The following is a 19,915-nucleotide window of genomic DNA, read 5'->3' on the forward strand; positions in this document are numbered from 1 at the left end:
CGGCCCTTTCGACGCTCCTGTTTCCCTTCATTCACCGCGAGGTCTTCATGACGGCAGAGCCACCCGCTGCTGCGCGCACGCGCAACCGTGTCGATGAAGAGACGCTCGCCAAAGCCCGGCTTCTCTACGAAGGCGATGCGGAGATGCCGCAGACGCAGATCGCCCGGGATCTCGGCATCGCGATCGGGACGCTCACCTATCATGCTCGGGAAAACGGCTGGGTTCGGGCCGAGGGGGCGCGGATGTACCGTACCGGCGACAGCCGGTCGCGGCGGGAGAAGCTGGTGGCCCGGCTCTACCGCGCCTTCGAGCGTCAGGTGGGCGAGTTGGAGGAACGGCTCGGCGTCCGGCTGAAGGCGCGGGCCGACGGTGAGCCGGCCGAGACGCTCTTCGACGATCGCGATGCCAGGCTTCTTTCAACGCTCGCCCAGACGCTTTCCCGCCTCGTGACGCTCGATGCGGCGTGGAGCGGCGGGGAGGCCGGCGCGAATGCGCAAGGGGCGGACGCAGAAGGAGACGGGACCCTTGACGAATTCCGCCGAAGCCTTGCGCAGCGCCTTGAGGCGCTCATCGAGAGCCCGGATCGAGGCGCTGCTAGCGAGCCTTGACGCCCGCGAGATCGACCGTCTTGCCCACGACTTCGCGCTCTTCGCCAGGCCCGACCAGATGCCGCCTGAAGGCAACTGGACGACCTGGCTCGTCATGGGCGGGCGCGGGGCGGGCAAGACGCGCACGGGGGCGGAATGGGTGCGCGGCATGGCGCTGGGGCTTTCCCCCTATGCACGCGAGCCGGTCGGCCGCATCGCGCTGGTGGGAGAGACGCAAGGCGACGTGCGTGAGGTGATGGTGGAGGGCGTCTCGGGCCTTCTCGCCGTGCATCCGGCCGGCCAGCGCCCGCAATGGCAGCCCTCGCGCCGCCGCCTGGAATGGGCGAACGGCGCGGTGGCGCAAGCCTTTTCCGCCGAGGACCCGGAGGCGCTGCGCGGACCGCAATTCGCCGCCGCCTGGTGCGACGAACTCGCCAAATGGAAGAACGCCGAGGAGACATGGGACATGCTGCAATTCGGATTGAGACTGGGCGAGCGGCCGCGTCAGGTGGCGACCACCACCCCGCGCCCCATCGCGCTGATGAAACGCCTGCTCGCCGATCCGCTGACGACGGTGAGCCGGGCCGCGACCCGCGACAACGCCACCAATCTGGCACCGGGTTTTCTGGAGGCGATCGTCGGCCGCTACGCCGGAACAAGGCTCGGCCGTCAGGAGCTTGACGGCGAGCTGATCGAGGACCGGCAGGACGCGCTGTGGCGGCGCGAGGCGATCGAGGAGACGCGGGCAACGGCTGCCCCGCGCCTGGGCCGCATCGTCGTGGCTGTCGATCCGCCGGCCTCATCGGGAAAGGGCGCGGATGCCTGCGGCCTTGTCGTCGCGGGGCTTGGTGCCGACGGTCATGCCTATGTGCTCGCCGACGGCACGATGGAGGAGGTGCGCCCCGCGCGCTGGGGCCGGGCGGCCATCGCGCTCTATCACCGCCATGCGGCCGATTGCCTGATCGCGGAGGTCAACCAGGGCGGCGAGATGGTGACCGCGGTTCTCTCCGGCATCGATCCTTCCGTGCCGGTGAAGCCGGTCAGGGCCACGCGCGGCAAGTGGCTCCGGGCCGAGCCGGTGGCGGCCCTCTACGAGCAGGGTCGGGTGCACCATGTCGGCGCGTTCTCAAAACTTGAGGACGAAATGTGCGACTTCGGCCTCGACGGCCTGAGTTCCGGCCGCTCGCCCGACCGGCTGGATGCGCTCGTCTGGGCGCTCACCGCGCTGATGCTGAGCGAGAGCGGCGAGCCGAAGGTGCGAGCGATGTGAGCGATATTCGGTCCCGCCGTATACCGAGAGTTTGCAGCTTGCGCCCGTCTCCCCCCTTGTGGGGGAGATGTCACCCGCAGGGTGACAGAGGGGGGCAAGGCAGCAGGCTCGGTGCGGGTGGCTCACCCCCCCTCTGTCGGCATTCGCCGACATCTCCCCCGCACGGGGGGAGAGGGGTGCAAGCGGCTGGCCAATGGGCCATTGGTCGGGATTACCGGCAGATGCGGCGGTAGCCGACGAACTTGTTCGACTGCGTCTCCGGATCCCACTTGTAGGCGGGCATCTCGTAGCAGTCGCGCGGGGCTTCGGCGCGGCGGGCGGCGTCGCCGGAATTGGTGGTGGCAAGCGTTGCCGCTATGCCGGAGACGAGGGCGATGCCGAAGGTCACGACGGCGAGGAAGATCTTGTAGAACATGGCTTTCTGTCTCCTTTCTGGCGGCCGGCTTTTGGTCCGGCGAGCGGAGCGGAATAAACGCTAGCTCCCGCCTGTGACGGCCGTGTGGCGACGATGGGGAGATATGGTGTGCTCCATCCGATTGCTGTGACCGCAATCACACACGGGCTCCATTATCGGTAAAACCACGCTTATCCGCCGCGTTTGAACCGCCGCTGAACGGGCTGTTCACGGCCCGTGCAACGCGGAGGCCGGCGCGACGGCCTCTTTTCGGACGCAAAGAAGCCCCGGGCGGGAAGACCGGGGCTTCTTTCGCGGATGTCAGGTCGTGGGCGTTACCGGCAGACGGTGCGGTAGCCGACGACGACGCGGCGCTGGTAGTAGGGATCCCAGCGGCGGACCGGCTTGTCCCAGCAGTGGCGGGGACGCGGGGCGTAGTAGTCGTCGCGGTAGTAGCCCCGGTCGTAATAGCGGTCGCGGTAGCTGCCGGCGACGATGGCGCCGGTGGCGAGCCCGATGACGGCGCCGGCGGCAAACGCGCCCTTCTTGCCGTTCTTGGCTTCCGCCGAACCGGTGGTGGCGGCGATGCCCGACGTGGCGACGATGGCGACGGTCAGGGCGGCGATGGCGGTCTTGCGAAACATCGTGTCATTCCCTCTGGAAGGTGGCCGGTTCTCGGCCGGTTGAAGGCGCCCTGGGGAGGCGGGGATCTCCCTTGCGCCGATGATTTGAGATTAGCGACGCAACGTCATTGCCGCTGTGACGGCGGTCACGACCGCGGCGGTTTGCGAACACGCCCGCGAGCCAGACAGGATCATCCCATGAGCCTCTTCGATCTCTTTCGCCCGGCGCCCGCAAAGGCGCCGACGCCCTCCTTTGCCACGGCGGCTCACAAGACGCCCGACGCCAAGGCCTCGCGCACCGGGCCGCTCATCGCCCTGCACGGGGCCGGTCAGCCGGTGTGGACCCCGCGCGACTACGCGGCGCTCGCCCGGGAAGGCTTTGCGCGCAATCCCGTCGTCCACCGCGCGGTGAGGATGATTTCCGAGGCCGCTGCGTCCGTGCCGTGGATCCTCTACGAGGGCGAGACCGAGCTCGACGCCCACCCGCTCATCGACCTCATCGCCCGCCCCAACCCGCGCCAGGCCGGCGGCGATTTTCTGGAAACCGTCTACGGACACCTGCTGGTCGCCGGCAACGCCTATGTGGAGGCTGTCAGCCTCGACGGCACCTTGCGCGAGCTGCATGCGCTGAGGCCCGACCGGATGAAGGTGATCGCCGGGGCCGACGGGTGGCCGGAGGCTTTCGAATACACGGTCGCCGGCCGCAGCGTGCGGCTTTCGGCGGACGGCAGGGAGGGCGAGAGCGGGGAGGGGATGCCGCCGGTTCTGCACCTGAAGCTCTTTCATCCGCTCAACGACCATTACGGCTTCGCCCCCATCGAGGCGGCGCAGGTGGCGCTTGATGTGCACAACGCGGCCGGTGCCTGGAACAAGGCGCTGCTGGACAATGCCGCCCGGCCGTCGGGTGCGCTGGTCTATGCGGCGCGCGAGGGCGGCAACCTGACGGACGAACAGTTCGAGCGGCTGAAGGGCGAGCTGGAGGAGGGCTACCAGGGCGCGCGCAATGCCGGCCGGCCTCTGCTTCTGGAAGGCGGGCTCGACTGGAAGCCGATGGGGCTAACCCCGCAGGAGATGGATTTCATCGGTGCCAAGAACCAGGCGGCGAGAGAGATCGCGCTCGCCTTCGGCGTGCCGCCGATGCTCTTGGGGATTCCCGGCGACAACACCTATTCCAACTACCAGGAGGCCAACCGCGCGCTGTGGCGCCAGACCGTGCTGCCGCTCGTCTCGCGCACCGCACGCGCGCTCACCAACTGGCTGAGGCCGCATTTCGGCGAGGGCCTGAGGCTCGGCTGGGACACGGATCAGGTGGAGGCGCTGTCAGCCGAACGCGAGGCGCTGTGGCGCCGTCTCGGCAACGCCGATTTCCTCACCCAGGAGGAAAAGCGCCAAGCTGTCGGCTACTCGCCCGACGGCGGGCCGCAGTCGGCACCCGCCACCCCGCTTACAGGCAAAGGCGCGTGATGTGGAGGACGTCACCCGATCGGTCATCGAGCGGGGCGACCTTGCGCATCTGGCGCTGTTCCTGTGGGCGTCGGGCGCGAGCTCGCTGCTCGTATGGGCCTTGCGGGAACTTGCGCTCTCGAACCGCCGGTTCAACGATTTCGTTCAGGAAATCGCCCGCTTGAATCAACGCTTCAACGGCCGCGAGTGAGGTTTCAGGGAACCCGGCCAAGGGATTCCACGGACTCATCTTTTGACCGGTGTTGAAGCGCGGTCCCAACATGCGGAAGCCTTCCGCCAAAGCGGCGCGGGCGTCCGCGCACTCTCTTTTCCATCCCCCGAACGACAGGAACAGCAAAGCCATGCAGGCGCTTCATCGGATTCGCATTTTCGCCGCGCGCGAGCCCCGCCGTCCGGCCCATGCCGAAATCTTCGCCCGCTTCGCCCGTACTCTGGAGCAGACGCTGGAACGGGTGCTGGCGAAACCCGGTCCGGCGCACCGGCCGAACCCCCGCGTGCGCCGCGCGCTGCGCTGAGGGAGGGAACTCATGCAGATCATGCAGGACGTACTTCCAGCCGGGGCCCCACCGCAGGGCGGGCCGGCCCTGCCGCCAGTGAGCATCGCCGACACGGGGGTCTTCACCGGCTATGCCGCCCTTTTCGGCGTGGCCGATCTCGGGCGCGACATCCTCATGCCCGGCGCCTTTGCCGGAACGCTCAGGCAGCGCGGTGCCTCCGGCGTCAAGCTGCTCTACCAGCACGAGCCGGGCGAACCGATCGGGCGCTGGCTGGAGATCGTCGAGGATGCGCGCGGGCTCAAGGTTCGCGGCGAACTGATGCCCGAACTTGCCCGGGCGCGCGAGGTCGCCTCGCTGATGCGGGCCGGCGTTCTGGACGGGCTTTCCATCGGCTTTCGCACGGTCAGGGGCAAGCGCGATGCGCGCACCGGCATCCGCCGCATTCACGAGGTCGACCTGTGGGAGATCTCCGTCGTCACCTTCCCGATGCAGGAGGGTGCGCGCATCGACGCGATGAAGCGGGCCTCAGCGCCGTCGGCCGGCCTCAGGCTTCGGCGGGCAGCCCGGCGGATGCGGCTCGATGCCCTGATGCGGGCGTGACGCGCCGGTGAACCGGATGATGCACGGCAAAACTGGGGTGCGCAGCCGAGGGGGCGACCGGCCCCCACGACAGGTGTCATCCTCGCGAAGGCGGGGATCCAGCATTCCAGAGACGGTGCTGTCCTGCCCCATAACCCGATCCTTTGGTTACTGGATCCCCGCCTTCGCGGGGATGACAACGGTGGGATGGCAAGGCTTGCGGCACAAGCGAACGCCTGCATACGTCTAACCGCCCCGCTCCGCCGCATTCTCGATCGTCATTGCCCGGACGAGGCCTGGGGATGACGGCGGAAAGGACTGTCGTGCGGGTACCACTTGCTCCCCTCTCCCCCCTTGCGGGGGAGATGTCACGCGATCCGCGTGACAGAGGGGGTAACGCCGCTTGCTCCGAACCTGCCGCTTTACCCCCCTCTGTCGGCTGAAGCCGACATCTCCCCTGCAAGGGGGGGGGGAGAGGGGTGCAAGCGGCACTGTCACGGGCCACGACTTTTCCCGCACACCCTCCACTGTCATTGCCCGGCGGAGAGTGTTCGTCTTGGGGGCGGCTCCTCAAAAGGCATCATCCCCGGCCCCGTATTTCTCTCTCTCAAACCCGATCGTCCACCCTTCACGAAAGGTGCGTGAAATGACTGACATTATGGAACATAAAGCGACGTCCGGCGGGGCGTCGGAATATGGATCGCCGGTGCGCGAGACCCCGGTGCACGAGACCAAGGTGGCGGCTATGCCGGCAGTGGATTCGGACGCCGGGCTCGACGAATTCCTCAATGCTTTCGAGGAGTTCAAGGCGGCAAATGATTCAAGGCTGAAAGCGCTGGAGACGCGCGGCGACGTGCTTCACGACGAAAAGCTGGAGCGCATCAACTCCGCGCTCGATGAGCTGATGCTGAAGTCCCGTCGTCCTGGTCTGGGTGGGGCCAGTCTCGGTGGGGGCGGTCTTGCCGGTTCGGGCAGCCGCTTCCGCCCTGCGCAGGCGATCGAGCACCGCTCCGCCTTCGAGGCCTATATCCGCACCGGCCGTGAGGACCGGCTGCGCGGGCTGGAGGAAAAGGCGCTTTCCGTTTCCTCCGATCCCGACGGCGGCTACCTGGTGCCTGAGGAGACGGAAGGCCACGTGCTGTCGCGGCTCGCCAGCATCTCGCCGATCCGGGCGATCGCCGGCAGCCGGCAGGTTTCGGCCTCCATCTTCAAGAAGCCTTTCGCGACGACGGGGGCGGCGACCGGCTGGGTCGGCGAGGCGGACGCCCGCGCCCAGACCGCGACGCCGACGCTTGCCGAACTCTCCTTCCCGACGATGGAGCTCTACGCAATGCCGGCGGCGACCGCGACGCTGCTGGAGGACGCGGCGGTCAATGTCGACGAGTGGATCGCGCAGGAAGTGGAGATGGCGTTTGCCGAACAGGAGGGCGCGGCCTTCATCAACGGCGACGGCAACAACAAGCCGCGCGGCTTCCTCGACTATCCGACCGTCTCCGAAAACGCGTGGACCTGGGGCAAGATCGGCACGCTTTCGACCGGTGTCGCCGGCGGGCTGCCGACGTCGGCCGGCTCCGACGTGCTGATCGACCTGATCTATTCGCTCAAGGCCGGCCATCGCCAGAACGCCCACTGGGTGATGAACCGGCACACGCAGGGCGAGATCCGCAAGCTGAAGGATGCCGACGGCAACTATCTCTGGCAGCCGCCCGCCGGTGTCGGGGCCAGCGCCTCGCTGATGAACTTCCCGATCACGGAAGCGGAGGACATGCCCGACATCGCCACGGACGCGACGCCCATCGCCTTCGGCGATTTCGCTCGCGGCTATCTGGTTGTCGACCGTCTCGGCCTGCGCGTGCTGCGCGATCCCTATTCCGCCAAGCCCTACGTGCTGTTCTACACGACCAAGCGCGTCGGCGGCGGGGTGCAGGATTTCGACGCCATCAAGCTGCTGGCCTTCTCCGCCTGACGTCCCTCCCGCGGCCGGTCCCCTCCCGCCGGCCGTCCCCCGGGCGGCCCCGTTCTCGAATGAGGGCGGGGCCGCTTGGGAGGCTCGATGTGCGACTGGTCCTGATCACCTCTCCCATTGGGAGAGGTCGGACCGAAGGTCCGGGTGAGGGGATGGGATATCTCCGTATCCATGAGAACCCGATACCCCTCACCCTAACCGTCTCCCCATGGGAGAGGGGACTGGTTCGGCGCAGGGGGCGGGCTCGGTGCTCAGGTCGCTGGCCCCTGGTTGTTGTTCCCTCCCCCCGTCATCCCCGGTCAAGCCGGGCATGACGAATACGGAGAGCGCGGCAGTACCCGCTCTCATTTTCTTCCCTCTCATCACGAGGTTCCCATGCCCACGATCCTGATCTCGCCTCCTGTTGGCGAGCCGATTTCGCTCGCCGAGGCCAAGGCCTTTCTGCGCGTCGATCACGACGATGAGGATGCGCTGATCGGGACGCTCGTCGCCGCCGCCCGTCTGCAGGTGGAAAACGCCACCGGCCGCGCGCTGATGAGCCAGGGCTGGCGCACCGTGCTCGACGCCTGGCCGGCGCGGCGCGTCGTGCGGATTGCCCGCAGTCCGGTGGCGGCGATCGACGCGGTGACCGTCTACGACGATCAGGGTGCGGCGAGCGTGCTGGATCCGGGCGACTATCGCCTCGATACCGCAAGCCGGCCGGCGCGGCTGGTGATCGATGCCGCCGCGCCTTCGCCAGGCGCCTCGGTCAACGGCATCGAGATCGATTTCACCGCCGGCTTTGGCACGGCGGGCGACGTGCCGGCGCCGCTCGTGCTCGCCATAAAACGGCTGGTGGCCCACTGGTACGAGAACCGCGAGGCGACGCAGGACGGCGATGTGCCGGGCCCGGTCGCCGCCCTGATCGCGCCGTACCGGCTGGTCGGGCTGGGCGCGCGCCGATGACCCGGATTTCCGATCTCTCCACCCGGCTGGAGCTGGAGCGGCCGGTCCTTTCCGATGACGGTGCGGGCGGGACCGTGACCAGTTACGAGCCGGCGGGCTTTGCCTGGGGCGCGGTGATGGTCCGCGCCATGGCGGAACGCTTTTCCGACGAACGGCTCGACGGCGTCGTCACCCACCGCATCCGCCTGCGCGGGAACGCCGAGGTTGCCGGCGGTTGGCGGCTGGTAAAGGGCACGCGCGTCTTCCGCGTGCTGGCGGCAAGCGATCCCGACGAGCGCGGCCATTGGCGCGATCTGCTGGCGGAGGAGGAAGGCCGATGACCCATGCGGCTGAAGAGCTTCAGGCAGCGCTCATCGCGCTTCTGCGCGCCGATGCCGATCTTGGCGGGCTTCTTGGCGAGGGCCGGGTGGAGGATGGCGCGCGGCGGGCGGCGGCCTATCCGAACGTGGTGCTGGGCGACTGGTCGAGCCGCGCCATTGCCGGCGACGACTGGCCCGGCGAGGAGCACCGGCTGGAATTCCTCGTTTTCTCGCGTGCCGGTGGGCGGCGCGAGGTGCTGGGCCTTCTGGCGCGGCTTTCCGGGCTGATCGACGGCGCCGCGATCTCGCTTGCCGGGCACCGGCTGGTGACGCTTGCCCGTACGGGGGAGAGCATCACCCGGACCCGCGACGGCCGTACCTGGCGCGGCACGCTCGCTCTTCGCGCGGTGACGGAACCGGTGGGCGCGTGAGGGGAAATACGGGGGCTCGGTTCTCTCAACCGTCATTGCCCGACGAGCCCACCGTTGTCATCCCCGCGAAGGCGGGGATCCAGCATTCCAGAGGCGGCGCGGTTCTGCCCGATAACCCGATCCCGCGGTTACTGGATCTCCGCCTGCGCGGGGATGACAACGGTGGGTTGGGCAGGGATACGGGCACACGCGGACTGGCCCACCCGCTAGCCGATCATTCATCACCACCTTCCAAGGAGAACGCCATGGGCGCGCAACGGGGCAGGGATCTCCTGCTGAAGCTCGACACCGACGGGTCGGGCAGCTTCACGGCGGTCGCAGGGCTGAGGGCCCGGCGCATCGCCTTCAATGCCGAGACGGTCGACGTCACCGACAGCGACAGCGCCGGACGTTGGCGCGAGCTTCTGGAGGGCGCAGGCGTGCGCCGGGCGGGGCTTTCCGGCGGCGGCATCTTTCGCGACGGGGCCTCGGACGCCGCCGTGCGCGAGATCTTCTTCGCCGGTGCCATCCGCGCCTGGCAGGTGGTGATCCCGGATTTCGGCACCGTCGCCGGACCGTTCCAGCTCACCGCGCTGGAATATGCGGGCGAGCATGCCGGCGAGGTGACCTACGAGATGGCACTGGAGTCTGCCGGCGCGCTGACGTTTGCGGCCGAATGAGGGAGGTGATGATGGTCAACCGGCACAGGGGCGAGATCGAGGCGATGCTCGACGGCCGGCGCTGGACGCTGTGCCTGACGCTGGGCGCGCTTGCGGAACTGGAGGACGCCTTCTCCGTCGCCGACATGGGTGCGCTTGCCGAGCGGTTCGCCGAAGGCCGGCTTTCGGCGCGCGATGCGGTGCGCATCATCGGCGCGGGGCTGCGCGGGGCGGGCAACGCGGTGGAGGACGCACAGGTCGAGGCGATGACGGCCGCCGGCGGCGCGCCGGGCTTCGCGGCCATCGTCGGCGATCTGCTCAGAGCGACCTTCGGCGGCGCAGACGACGAGGGCAGCGAGGAGGACTGGCGGGACTTCGCCCAGGCCTCGCAGACGCCTCAAGCGCGGGAGGCGGGAGAGAGCGGCGGCCCTTTCGCGAGATAGCGCCGTTTCCCTGGGGCGGCGTGATGCGGTTCTGTCTGGCGTATCTGCGCTGGAGCCCGCAGACGATGTGGCAGGCGACCCCGCGCGAACTCGCGGCCGCACTGGCTCCGGCCCCGAAAGCAGGCGCGCCGGACAGGGAAAGGCTCGCGGCCTTGCTCAGGCGCTATCCGGATTGAGGGAACCGAGTGCGAGGATTGGCGGCGCTGGCGAACTGGCCAAACGCTTCCCACCGTCATTGCCCGGCGAAGTCCGGGCAATCCAGCGGGCTCCGCATTCGCTGAGAGTGCTGGATCCCCCGGACGAAGCCGGGGGATGACGGCGGAGAGATGGGACCCGGTTCTCTGTTTTGCTTTTGCGAGGATGCCTTCAATGGGAATTCGGCCCCTCGCGTCCCCCCACACGAAAGGCCATTCCATGCCCGCCACCGACGATACCGGCTTCGATCTGCCGTTCGACGATCTCACGCGGTTCCGCTCCGAGATGCGGCTTCTGAATTCGGCGGCCGGCGATTTCTCGCGCGTGCTTTCCGGCGCGCTGAAAGGTGCGGTCGCCGACGGCAAGCAGCTCGACGACGTGCTGCGCAAGGCCGCCTTGAGCTTTTCGGCAAATCTTGTCTCGCGTTCGCTGAATTCGCTCGCCTCCACGCTGACCTCCACCCTCCTCAACGCCTTTTCCGGAGGCGGATCGGCGACGGCCTTCGCCAAGGGTGGGACGGTGCGCGCCTTCGCGCAAGGCGGCGTGGTCGCCGCGCCCACCTATTTTCCGATGGCCGATGGCGGGACGGGACTTGCCGGGGAGGCGGGGGCGGAGGCGATCCTGCCGCTGGCGCGCGGCGCGGACGGTCGGCTCGGCGTGCGCGGGGCCGGCGGTTCGGGTGGCATCGCCGTCACCTTCAACGTGACGACGCCGGATGCGGAAAGCTTCGCGCGGTCCGAGCTGCAGCTTTCCAGAATGGTTGCCCGCGTTGCCGGACGGGGGCAACGCGGGCTGTAACACCGTCGCCGCGAGGAGGGGCTGCGGCAGCGGTGCGTCGGGTCTCCGGCACGGGGAGGGGAGGGAAATCCGTGCAGGAGGCCTGTGCGGTCACTCACACGACCGTCGCGCACACTAGGAAGGCGCCAGCCGGGCAAGTCATTGAAATCCGTCAACGGACCGAGAAGATCGCCGGCGGTCAGCCGATGGCGCCTACCTTGCGCAGCACCTGCGCGATGTCGTCCTTCAGCGCCAGCCGTTCCTTTTTCAGGTCTTCGGTCGCGGCGTCGCCGGCAGGGCTCACTTCGGTCTCGATCAGGTAAATTTCGTGGTTCACGGCCCCGTAGCGCTCGCACAGCGCTTCCAGGCGTGCGTCGGACATCTTCAGTTGATGAAGGATCTGCGCTGCTTCGGGGAACTCCTCCTGCAGCTCATGAGGCACGTGATTCATGGGCTCTTCTCCTCCGCGATGGAACGACTGTCGCCGACCCAGCGGCATTTCGACATGACGCAAATCAAATCTCCTACGCAAAGGTGAGGCATGGCGACGATAGCGGCCTTTCATGAGGTGCGGTTTCCGGTCGCAGTCGGCTTCGGCTCGTCCGGCGGACCGGAACGGCGGACCGACATCGTGGCGCTCGGCTCAGGTGGGGAGACGCGCAATGCGCGCTGGTCGCGCTCGCGCCGCCGGTACGACGCCGGCTACGGCATCCGCAGCTTCGACGATCTCGCCGCCGTCGTCGCCTTCTTCGAGGAACGGCGTGGCCGGCTCTACGGCTTCCGTTTCCGCGATCCCTTCGACTGGAAATCCGGCCGGCCGTCGGCCGAACCCGCCGCCACTGACTGCCGGATCGGCACCGGCGACGGCGCGACCGAGCGGTTCCAGCTCGCCAAGACCTATGGCTCCGGCGACACCGCCTATGTGCGCGCAATCGCCAAGCCGGTGGCAGGCACGCTGCGCGTCGCCATCGACGGGGTGGAGATCGGCACCGGCTTCACGCTCGATGCGACGAGCGGTCTCCTCACCTTTGCGCCCGGATCGATCCCGGCGGAAGGCGCGGCGATCACCGCCGGCTTCGCCTTCGACGTTCCCGCCCGCTTCGACACCGACCGGCTGGAGGTCTCCATGAGCCATTTCGAGGCCGGCGCCATTCCCCAGGTCCCCATTGTGGAGATCCTTCCGTGAAGACGCTCTCGCCCGAATTCGCCGCGCATCTCGCCATCGGCGCAACGACGCTCGCCACCTGCTGGAAAGCCACGCGCGGCGACGGCACGGTGCTGGGCTTCACCGATCACGACGCCGATATCGTCTTCGACGGCGTGACCTATCTCGCCGACAGCGGACCGGAGGCGAGCGAAGCGACGACCGGGCCGGGCCTTGCGGTCGGCGGTTCGGAGATCGTGGGCGCGCTCAATGATCTGGTGCTGTCGGCCGAACCCTTGTCGGCAACGGATCTCGCCGCCGGGCTGTGGGACCGCGCGCGCATCGAGGTGTGGCGCGTCAACTGGGCCGACCCGGCCGAGCGCCTGCTGATGCGCGTTGCCGAGATCGGCGAGGTGACGCGCGCCGACGGCGCCTTCCGTGCGGAATTGCGCTCGTTGGCGCAGGGGCTTGAGGAGGTGCGCGGGCGGGTCTTCTCCCATGTCTGCGATGCGGACCTGGGCGATGCGCGTTGCGGGGTGGATGTGGAGGCGGCAGCCTTTCGCGGCATCGGCGTGGTGAGCGGCGTTCTGGAGCCGCGCCGCATCGTCGTGGCCGGGCTCGACGGCTTTGCGGAGGATTTCTTCGCACGCGGCCTCTTGCGCTGGACGTCGGGCGCCAACGAAGGTCAGGCGATGGAGGTGGTCGCGCATGCCATCGGTTCCGACGGCGCGGTATTCTCGCTGTGGTTGGCCCCATCCGCCGCAATTGCGGCCGGCGACGGGTTCACGGTGACCGCCGGTTGCGACAAGCGGGCCGGAACGTGCCGGGTAAAGTTCGCCAATCTCGCGAATTTTCGCGGTTTCCCGCACATGCCCGGCAATGACTTCGCGCTGTCCTATCCCAGCCGCGACACGGGCGTGAACGATGGCGGGGTGCTGGTGGATTAGGCGAAGGGTGAAGGGAGGAAGGGAAAAGGGAAAAGGGAAAAGGAGCGGCTTTGCCGCACTTGTTGCGCTGGATTCCGGATCGGCACTCGGCTTCGCCTCGCTTGTCCGGAATGAGGGCGTGTGTGGTGGGCTTCAAGCTTCACACACACTCCCTCATTCCGGGCGGTCTGCCGCGAAGCGGCATGGCCAGACCCGGAATCCAGCGCATCATTGCGGCAAAGCCGCTCCTTTTCCTTTTCCCTTTCCTCGGTACGAAACCGACGCTGCGAAAAAAGGACCGTTCAGCTCCGCCGCGCCGCGATGATCTCGGCGATGCGCTGGGTGTCACCGGCCTGCAGGTAACGGCCGCGGTCGAGGATTTCGAGTGTGTATTCCACGTAGGTCAGGCCGAGTGCTGCCGCCTTGCGGGCCCGCCTCATGGCGATCGCCGGCGGGATCGATTTCCACACAGCCTCGTGCGCCGCACGCCAGCCGAAATAGCTGCCGAAATTGCCCTCGTTCCAGGGGCGGTCCCCGTCGAGCGGCGGTCCGCCATTGTGGCCGAGCAGCGACGAGCGAAGGGATGCCGGTCGCTGCATGGCGATGGGCCCTGTCTTTACGGGTTGGCGGGAAAGAGGCGGGAAAGCGCTCAAGGTCAATGGCTTGAGCTTAGCCCGGGCGGTTCGGGCGTTTCAATCCCTTTGCCATGCGCGCGGGGAATGGCGCGTGAGCCAGACAGAAATGCGCCCACGCGAGACCGGATGCCGCCGCCGCGAAACGCCACCTTCCATGAGGGACCCTTCATGCCCCAGATCCCCTACACCCGGGCCGCCCTCGTCGCCGAGGCGCGGGACTGGCTCGGCACGCCTTATCGTCATCAGGCCTCGCTCAAGGGCGTCGGCGCCGATTGTCTCGGCCTCGTGCGCGGCGTCTGGCGTGCCTTTTATGGTGCGGAGCCGGAACGCATGCCTGCCTACACGCCCGACTGGGCGGAGGCTGGCGGTGCCGAACAACTGGCCGAGGCCGGGCGCACGCATCTTCTTCCCGTCGATATCGATGCGGCGCTGCCGGGCGACGTCCTGCTTTTCCGGTTTGCCGCCAATGCCCCGGCAAAGCACGCCGGGTTCTTGAGCGAAGGCACCGCGCGGGCGGGACTTTTCATTCATGCCTACGAGCTTTGCGCGGTGACCGAGACGCGGCTCGTGCCCTGGTGGCGCCGCCGGCTCGCCTTCGCCTTCCGCTTTCCAGATGTGAGGGACTGATGGCAACTCTCGTTCTTTCCACCATCGGTCAGGCCGTCGGCACCTTCGTCGGCGGACCCATCGGTGGCCTGATCGGCCGCACGGCCGGTGCACTCGCGGGCCAAGCGATCGACCAGCGGCTGTTCGGCTCCAAGTCTTCGGTCAAGGGCGCGCGGCTGGCAGACCTTGACGTCCAGTCCTCCACCGAGGGCGCCTCCATTCCACGCGTCTATGGCCGGGCCCGGCTGACGGGTCAGGTGATCTGGGCGACGCGATTTGAGGAGGTGGTGAAAAAGGAAGACCAGGGCGGCGGCAAGGGCGGTGGAGGTGGCGGCTCCACCACCGTCACGACCTATTCCTATTACGGCAATTTCGCCGTCGCCCTGTGCGAGGGGGCGGTTGGCCACATCGGCCGGATCTGGGCCGACGGCAAGCTTCTCGACACGTCCCGGATCACCGTGCGCCGCTATCTCGGCACTGAGGATCAGGAACCCGATCCGCTGATCGAGGCCAGGCAGGGGCTGGGACATGCGCCGGCCTATCGCGGCACGGCCTATCTGGTGTTCGAACGCATGCCGCTCGCCGGTTTCGGCAACCGTCTGCCGCAGATCGCGGTGGAGGTCATCCGTCCCGTCGACCGGCTGGAGGAGATGGTGCGCGCCGTCTGCCTGATCCCCGGTGCCGGCGAGTTCGTTTATTCCGGCAATCCTGTGACGCTGCAAACCGGCGCCGGCACCAGCATGTCCGCCAACCGCCATGTCGTTCACGCGGCAACCGATTGGCAGGCCTCGCTCGACGAGTTGCAGGCGCTGTGCCCCAATCTGGAGCGGGTGGCGCTGGTGGTGGCGTGGTTCGGCGACGATCTCAGATGCGGGCACTGCCGCATCCGCCCGGCGGTTGAGGACCGCGACACGAAAAGTTCCGGCCTGACATGGCTTGCCGGCGGACTGACGCGGGCCGCCGCACCGGAGGTTTCGCGAAAAGGGGGGCGTCCGGCCTATGGCGGCACGCCGGCCGATCAGAGCGTGATGGCCGCGATCGCCGATCTGAAGGCGCGCGGGCTTAAAGTGACGCTCTATCCCTTCGTGCTGATGGATGTCGCCGAAGACAACGCGCTCGAAAACCCCTATGGCGGCGCGGCGCAGCCGGCCTATCCCTGGCGCGGGCGCATCACCTGTCACCCGGCCGCGGGCTGGCCGGGAACCGTGGACCGGACGGCGGAGGCGGCGGAGCAGGTGGCGCGCTTCGTCGGCTCGGCTGCCCCCGGCGATTTCGCGGCCACCGCGTCGACCGTCTTCTATTCGGGGCCGGCGGAGTGGTCGTGGCGCCGCTTCGTGCTGCATTATGCCCATCTGGCGGCCGCCGCCGGCGGGGTGGATGCGTTTCTGATCGGTTCGGAAATGCCCGGCCTCACAACGGTGCGCTCGGATGCCGGCTATCCCTTCGTCGATGCGCAGGTGGCGCTTGCCGCCGACGTGCGCACCGTTCTGGGCGCGGGAACCGCGCTTTCCTATGCCGCGAACTGGTCGGAATATTCCGGTCACCGGCCGGACGACGGCTCGGGCGACGTCATGTTCCACCTCGATCCGCTGTGGGCCTCGGGAGATATCGACTTCGTCGGCATCGACTTCTATCCCCCGCTCACCGACTGGCGCGACGGCACACACGCCGACAGCGGGCTGGCGCTCGATCCGAACGATCTGGGCTATCTGCGCTCCCGCCTTGCCGGCGGCGAATATTACGACTGGTATTATGCAAGCGAGGCCGACCGGGTGGCGGGCATCCGCACGCCGATCACGGATGGGGCCTACGGCAACCCGTGGGTCTACCGCGCCAAGGATCTCGCCGGCTGGTGGTCTAATGCCCATTACGACCGGCCGGGCGGCGTGGAGGCCGCAAGCCCCACCGCCTGGGTGCCGCAATCGAAACCCATATGGCTCACCGAGTTGGGCGTTCCGGCGATCGATCGCGGTGCCAACCAGCCGAACGTGTTCTACGATCCGAAATCTTCCGAATCCGCTCTGCCGTATTTCTCCAACGGCGCGCGCGACGACTACCACCAGCGCCGGGCGCTGGAAGCGGCCTTAAGCTGGTGGGGAAGCGACCATCCCGACCTTGCGCCCGACGGCAATGCGATGTCCTCCGTCTATGGCGGGGCGATGGTCGATCCTTCCGCGATCCAGCTCTGGGCCTGGGACGCGCGGCCGTGGCCGGCCTTTCCCTCCGACGTGGAGACATGGGCGGACGGCGAGAACTGGCAGCTCGGCCACTGGCTGAACGGGCGGCTGGGGGGCACCGGCGTCGACGGGCTGGCGCGTGCGATCCTCACGGATTTCGGCATCACGGGCGTGGATGCGCAAGTGAGCGGCTTCGGCGGGGCCATCGACGGTTTCGTCATTCCCGGACCGACGAGTGCGCGCGCCGTGCTGGAGCAACTGGGCGAGATCTTCGGCTTCATCGCCACCGACACGGGCACGGCGCTGGCCTTCCGGCCCGCGCTCGCCCGCCCGCACGCGCTCTCGCGTCACGATCTGGCGGAAGCGGGGGAGGGGGCGGCGCTTTTCTCCGCAACGCGGGCGCAGGAATCGGAGCTTCCCGCCGAGATCCGGTTGAGCTTCACCGATCCGACGCGCGACTATGCCCGCATCTCGGTCGCCTCGCGCCGACTTGCCGGTCTGAGCCGCCGGGTCACGGACGCGGATCTCAATATCGCCGCCGATCCTGGATTGATGCAGGTAAGCGCCGAGGCGCGCCTGCGCGATGCCTGGGCGGGGCGGGAGCGTTTCTCCTTCGCGCTTGCCGAGGCCGGCGCGAAGGCGGGACTTGCGCTGGAGCCGGGCGATCTCGTCACGCTGGAGGGCGCGCTCATCCGCATTTCGCAGATCGAGGATGGCGGCCTGCGGCGCATCGAGGGCGTGAGCGCGGCGCCCGATCCGTTGCGCGGACGCCCGCCGGCCTCCCTGGCAAGACGCTCCGCCCTGCCGAGTGCGGCCGCGGCCCCCGTCGTACAATTTCTCGATCTGCCGCTCCTGAAGGGCGACGAGCCTGCCTCCGCCTTACGTGCGGCCGCCTTCGCGCGGCCCTGGCTCGGCGGCATGACGGTTTGGCGCTCGGCGAGCGGCGCGGGCTTCGAGGCAGTCGCCGATATCGCGACGCCCGCCACCATGGGCGAACTTTCCGGCCCGCTCCATCCCGGCCCGACCGCGCGCTGGGACCGGGTCAACGAGGTTCACCTCACGCTCCACGGCGGCGCGCTTTCCGCACGCAACGAACAGGACGTGCTGGCCGGCGCCAATGTCGCCGCCATTCGCTGCGCCGATGGCGGCTGGGAGGTGGTGCAGTTCGCTTCGGCCGAACTCGTCGGCGCCAATGCCTGGAAGCTCTCGAATCTCCTGCGCGCCCAGGCCGGCACGGATGCGGCGATGGCGGCTGGCGCGGTGGAAGATGCCGCCTTCGTGCTGATCGATGCGAGCCTGCCGCTTGTCGATGTCGGCGCCGGCCGGCTGTCGCTGCCGCTTTCCTGGCGCGTGGCACCCATCGGCCGTGCGATCGACGACGCGGCGGCGACCGCGCTCGACTTCGCGGTCGAAGGCGCTGCACTGCGGCCCTTATCGCCGGTGCATGTGCGGGGCAAGCGCGTGGCGTCGGGCGACGTCGTCCTCACCTGGATCCGCCGCACGCGGGTCTCCGGCGACGGCTGGGAACAGCTCGACGTGCCGCTGGGCGAGGACGGGGAAGGCTACGAACTCGACATTCTCGATGCCCCCGGCGGCGCGACATTGCGCACGCTCAGCGTCGACCAGCCGCGCGCGATCTATGCGGCGGCCGACCAGAGCGCCGATTTCGGCGCGCCGCCAAACGAACTCCACCTTTCCTTGAGCCAGATTTCCGCGCGCACCGGCCGCGGCACAGCCCGGAGGACCACGATCCATGTCTGACACCCCGCGTCTTTCCCTGCCGCTCATCGAGGCCGCGCAGGCGCAGAAGCACGTCACCCACAACGAGGCGCTGGTGAACCTCGACGCGCTGGTGAACCTCCGCCTCCTCGACCGCGACCTGAGCGAGCCCGCGGGCGGCGAGACGGACGGCGACGCCTTTCTCGTCGCAAGCCCCGCCGCCGGCGCCTGGGCGGGCGAGGACGGCCACATCGCCTATCTGATCGACGGCGGTTGGCGCTTTTACGCGCCCTTCGACGGGCTGGTCGCCTATGTGGCGGACGAGATGGCGCTGATCGTCCATGCCGGCGGCGCCTGGGCCGATTTCGCGACATTCCTCGCCCTGCAGAACCTTGCCTCGCTCGGCATCGGCACCACGGCGACGGCGAGCCAGCGGCTTGCCGTGAAATCGGACGAGGTTCTCTATTCCCACGACGACGTGACGCCGGGAACCGGCAACATGGTCGTCACGCTCAACAAGGCGACTGAGGCCAACGATGCCGGCCACGCCTACAAGGTCGGCTGGCAGGCGCGCGCGCTCGCCGGTCTCTTCGGCGACGACGACTATCAGGTGAAGGTCTCGGCGGACGGCGCGTCCTTCACCACGGCCTTCGCCATCGACCATGCGACCGGGGTGGCGCGCTTTCCCTCAGGCCTTTCCGGCGTGCGCGAGGCGCTTGCCGCCACGCGGACCTATCATGTCAACGGCGCGAGCGGCGACGACGGCAACGACGGACTGACCCCGGTGACGGCGTTCGCCACCATCCAGCGGGCGGTGAACGCCGTGGCGGCGATCGATATGGCGGGCCAGACGGCGGTCATCTCGGTCGCGCCGGGAACGTATGCGGAAAACGTGGCCCTGAAGGACCTGGTCAGCGGCCCCTGCGTCATCGTCGGCAACGAGGCGGCGCCGGAGAACGTTGTGATATCGCCGGCCTCGGGCGTGGGATTTGGCGCAAGCGGCATCACCGGCACCTGGTATCTGCGCGGGATGAAGATCGAGGGGGCGGGGATCTCGCGGTCGATCTACGCCAATTCCGGCGTCATCATTTTCCGCAACATGGATTTCGGCGCGATTGGTGCGGTGGTGAATTATTACCACATTCTCGCCGAAGGCAACGCCCGCATCGAGGCGCAGGGAAATTACACGATTTCCGGTGGGGCGGGGGCCCATTGGCGGACAAGCGACAGCGGAATATTGAAGGTTCAGGGGAAAGCTATCAGTCTCGTCGGATCGCCCGAGTTCACGAACTATTTCACGATTGCGTCCGGGCAAAGCTATCAGTCTGTCTACTCGGACACATTCGAGGGCGCCGCAATCGGCGCTCGTTATAGAGCCGACGGTAAAGGGTTTATCTTCACGAACGGCGCGGGCACAACATATCTTCCAGGATCTTCAGCGGGAATTGTCGCTCAGGACGGCTTGCTTATTTAATGAAATGATACTGTGTGGCAGAAGCTAAAAAAATAATTTATATTTTTGATATCTCGTTTGGCCGTGCAAAAAGATATACTTTTGCCTTGGCGGGAATATTTGGCAAAATTTGTGATTGTAGCAGCC

At 67.9% G+C, this 19,915-nt stretch carries 23 protein-coding genes; 19 read left to right on the plus strand and 4 right to left on the minus strand.

The features are described from left to right. Window positions 1-47: 47 nt before the first annotated feature. Both V2L18_RS05540 and V2L18_RS05545 read left to right on the plus strand, forming a co-directional pair. Entirely contained in the window at window positions 48-608 is a 561-nt protein-coding gene (locus tag V2L18_RS05540; protein WP_336176852.1) for a hypothetical protein, read from the plus strand. 58 nt (window positions 609-666) lie between these two features. Then, the gene (locus V2L18_RS05545; protein WP_336177018.1) at window positions 667-1,857 is read left to right on the plus strand and encodes a terminase family protein; all 1,191 of its coding nucleotides are present in this window, start codon (window positions 667-669) and stop codon (window positions 1,855-1,857) included. 211 nt (window positions 1,858-2,068) lie between these two features. Here V2L18_RS05545 and V2L18_RS05550 read toward each other — a convergent pair whose 3' ends face one another. Both V2L18_RS05550 and V2L18_RS05555 read right to left on the minus strand, forming a co-directional pair. Continuing rightward, window positions 2,069-2,272 carry a hypothetical protein gene (locus V2L18_RS05550; RefSeq protein WP_336176854.1) on the minus strand — a complete coding sequence of 68 codons (204 nt, stop codon included), beginning with the start codon at window positions 2,270-2,272 and terminating at the stop codon, window positions 2,069-2,071. A gap of 314 nt (window positions 2,273-2,586) precedes the next feature. Further along, window positions 2,587-2,895 carry a tyrosyl-tRNA synthetase gene (locus V2L18_RS05555; RefSeq protein WP_336176856.1) on the minus strand — a complete coding sequence of 103 codons (309 nt, stop codon included), beginning with the start codon at window positions 2,893-2,895 and terminating at the stop codon, window positions 2,587-2,589. A 177-nt stretch (window positions 2,896-3,072) separates the two neighbouring features. Here V2L18_RS05555 and V2L18_RS05560 point away from each other — a divergent pair, with 177 nt between their 5' ends. The 12 genes from V2L18_RS05560 (at window position 3,073) to V2L18_RS05615 (ending at window position 11,129) form a co-directional block, all read left to right on the plus strand. Further along, window positions 3,073-4,338 carry a phage portal protein gene (locus V2L18_RS05560; RefSeq protein ID WP_336176857.1) on the plus strand — a complete coding sequence of 422 codons (1,266 nt, stop codon included), beginning with the start codon at window positions 3,073-3,075 and terminating at the stop codon, window positions 4,336-4,338. Window position 4,339: 1 nt separating this feature from the next. Next, window positions 4,340-4,528 (plus strand): hypothetical protein, encoded by a 189-nt coding sequence (locus V2L18_RS05565; RefSeq protein WP_107991532.1) that lies wholly within the window; start codon window positions 4,340-4,342, stop codon window positions 4,526-4,528. A 151-nt stretch (window positions 4,529-4,679) separates the two neighbouring features. After that, on the plus strand, window positions 4,680-4,853 hold the full coding sequence (locus V2L18_RS05570) for a hypothetical protein (RefSeq protein WP_336176859.1): 174 nt from the start codon (window positions 4,680-4,682) through the stop codon (window positions 4,851-4,853). A gap of 12 nt (window positions 4,854-4,865) precedes the next feature. Beyond that, window positions 4,866-5,435, plus strand: coding sequence for an HK97 family phage prohead protease (locus tag V2L18_RS05575; RefSeq protein WP_336176861.1), 570 nt, complete (start codon window positions 4,866-4,868; stop codon window positions 5,433-5,435). Window positions 5,436-6,159: 724 nt separating this feature from the next. Then, a complete protein-coding gene (locus V2L18_RS05580) occupies window positions 6,160-7,380 on the plus strand; it encodes a phage major capsid protein (RefSeq protein WP_336177019.1) in 1,221 nt (406 codons plus the stop codon). 375 nt (window positions 7,381-7,755) lie between these two features. Further along, a complete protein-coding gene (locus tag V2L18_RS05585; protein ID WP_336176863.1) occupies window positions 7,756-8,325 on the plus strand; it encodes a head-tail connector protein in 570 nt (189 codons plus the stop codon). After that, a complete protein-coding gene (locus tag V2L18_RS05590; protein ID WP_336176865.1) occupies window positions 8,322-8,645 on the plus strand; it encodes a phage head closure protein in 324 nt (107 codons plus the stop codon). The genes V2L18_RS05585 and V2L18_RS05590 overlap by 4 nt, the downstream gene beginning before the upstream one ends. Further along, a complete protein-coding gene (locus V2L18_RS05595; RefSeq protein WP_336176866.1) occupies window positions 8,642-9,055 on the plus strand; it encodes a DUF3168 domain-containing protein in 414 nt (137 codons plus the stop codon). The genes V2L18_RS05590 and V2L18_RS05595 overlap by 4 nt, the downstream gene beginning before the upstream one ends. Before the next feature lie 245 nt (window positions 9,056-9,300). Continuing rightward, complete coding sequence (locus tag V2L18_RS05600; RefSeq protein WP_336176868.1) at window positions 9,301-9,714, plus strand: phage major tail protein, TP901-1 family; 414 nt, start codon at window positions 9,301-9,303, stop codon at window positions 9,712-9,714. Between the two features lie 11 nt (window positions 9,715-9,725). Beyond that, entirely contained in the window at window positions 9,726-10,136 is a 411-nt protein-coding gene (locus V2L18_RS05605; protein WP_336176870.1) for a gene transfer agent family protein, read from the plus strand. Continuing rightward, window positions 10,133-10,312, plus strand: a complete 180-nt coding sequence (locus V2L18_RS05610; protein ID WP_336177020.1) for a phage tail assembly chaperone — start codon at window positions 10,133-10,135, stop codon at window positions 10,310-10,312. The genes V2L18_RS05605 and V2L18_RS05610 overlap by 4 nt, the downstream gene beginning before the upstream one ends. Window positions 10,313-10,550: 238 nt before the next feature. Beyond that, window positions 10,551-11,129, plus strand: a complete 579-nt coding sequence (locus V2L18_RS05615; RefSeq protein ID WP_336176872.1) for a phage tail tape measure protein — start codon at window positions 10,551-10,553, stop codon at window positions 11,127-11,129. 178 nt (window positions 11,130-11,307) lie between these two features. Here V2L18_RS05615 and V2L18_RS05620 read toward each other — a convergent pair whose 3' ends face one another. Next, window positions 11,308-11,559 (minus strand): DUF465 domain-containing protein, encoded by a 252-nt coding sequence (locus V2L18_RS05620; protein WP_336176874.1) that lies wholly within the window; start codon window positions 11,557-11,559, stop codon window positions 11,308-11,310. 90 nt (window positions 11,560-11,649) lie between these two features. Between V2L18_RS05620 and V2L18_RS05625 the strand changes: the two genes are divergently transcribed. Next, window positions 11,650-12,294 carry a DUF2460 domain-containing protein gene (locus V2L18_RS05625; RefSeq protein WP_336176875.1) on the plus strand — a complete coding sequence of 215 codons (645 nt, stop codon included), beginning with the start codon at window positions 11,650-11,652 and terminating at the stop codon, window positions 12,292-12,294. Further along, window positions 12,291-13,199 carry a DUF2163 domain-containing protein gene (locus tag V2L18_RS05630; RefSeq protein WP_336176877.1) on the plus strand — a complete coding sequence of 303 codons (909 nt, stop codon included), beginning with the start codon at window positions 12,291-12,293 and terminating at the stop codon, window positions 13,197-13,199. Before V2L18_RS05625 ends, V2L18_RS05630 begins: the two co-directional genes overlap by 4 nt. A 281-nt stretch (window positions 13,200-13,480) precedes the next feature. On the opposite strand, the gene V2L18_RS05635 is transcribed toward V2L18_RS05630, so the two are convergent. Next, entirely contained in the window at window positions 13,481-13,777 is a 297-nt protein-coding gene (locus V2L18_RS05635) for a hypothetical protein (protein WP_336176879.1), read from the minus strand. Window positions 13,778-13,981: 204 nt separating this feature from the next. On the opposite strand from V2L18_RS05635, the gene V2L18_RS05640 reads away from it, so the two are divergent. The 3 genes from V2L18_RS05640 to V2L18_RS05650 are packed head-to-tail and all read left to right on the plus strand — an operon-like array spanning window position 13,982 to window position 19,789. Further along, window positions 13,982-14,440, plus strand: coding sequence for a peptidase P60 (locus V2L18_RS05640; RefSeq protein WP_336176880.1), 459 nt, complete (start codon window positions 13,982-13,984; stop codon window positions 14,438-14,440). Beyond that, window positions 14,440-18,357: a glycoside hydrolase/phage tail family protein gene (locus tag V2L18_RS05645; protein ID WP_336176882.1), complete on the plus strand. Its 3,918-nt coding sequence runs from the start codon at window positions 14,440-14,442 to the stop codon at window positions 18,355-18,357. Before V2L18_RS05640 ends, V2L18_RS05645 begins: the two co-directional genes overlap by 1 nt. Beyond that, window positions 18,350-19,789: a DUF2793 domain-containing protein gene (locus V2L18_RS05650; RefSeq protein WP_336176884.1), complete on the plus strand. Its 1,440-nt coding sequence runs from the start codon at window positions 18,350-18,352 to the stop codon at window positions 19,787-19,789. The genes V2L18_RS05645 and V2L18_RS05650 overlap by 8 nt, the downstream gene beginning before the upstream one ends. The last annotated feature ends 126 nt before the right edge of the window (window positions 19,790-19,915 follow it).

The sequence above is a fragment of the Breoghania sp. JC706 genome, from assembly GCF_037026715.1.
Classification (GTDB): domain Bacteria; phylum Pseudomonadota; class Alphaproteobacteria; order Rhizobiales; family Stappiaceae; genus Breoghania.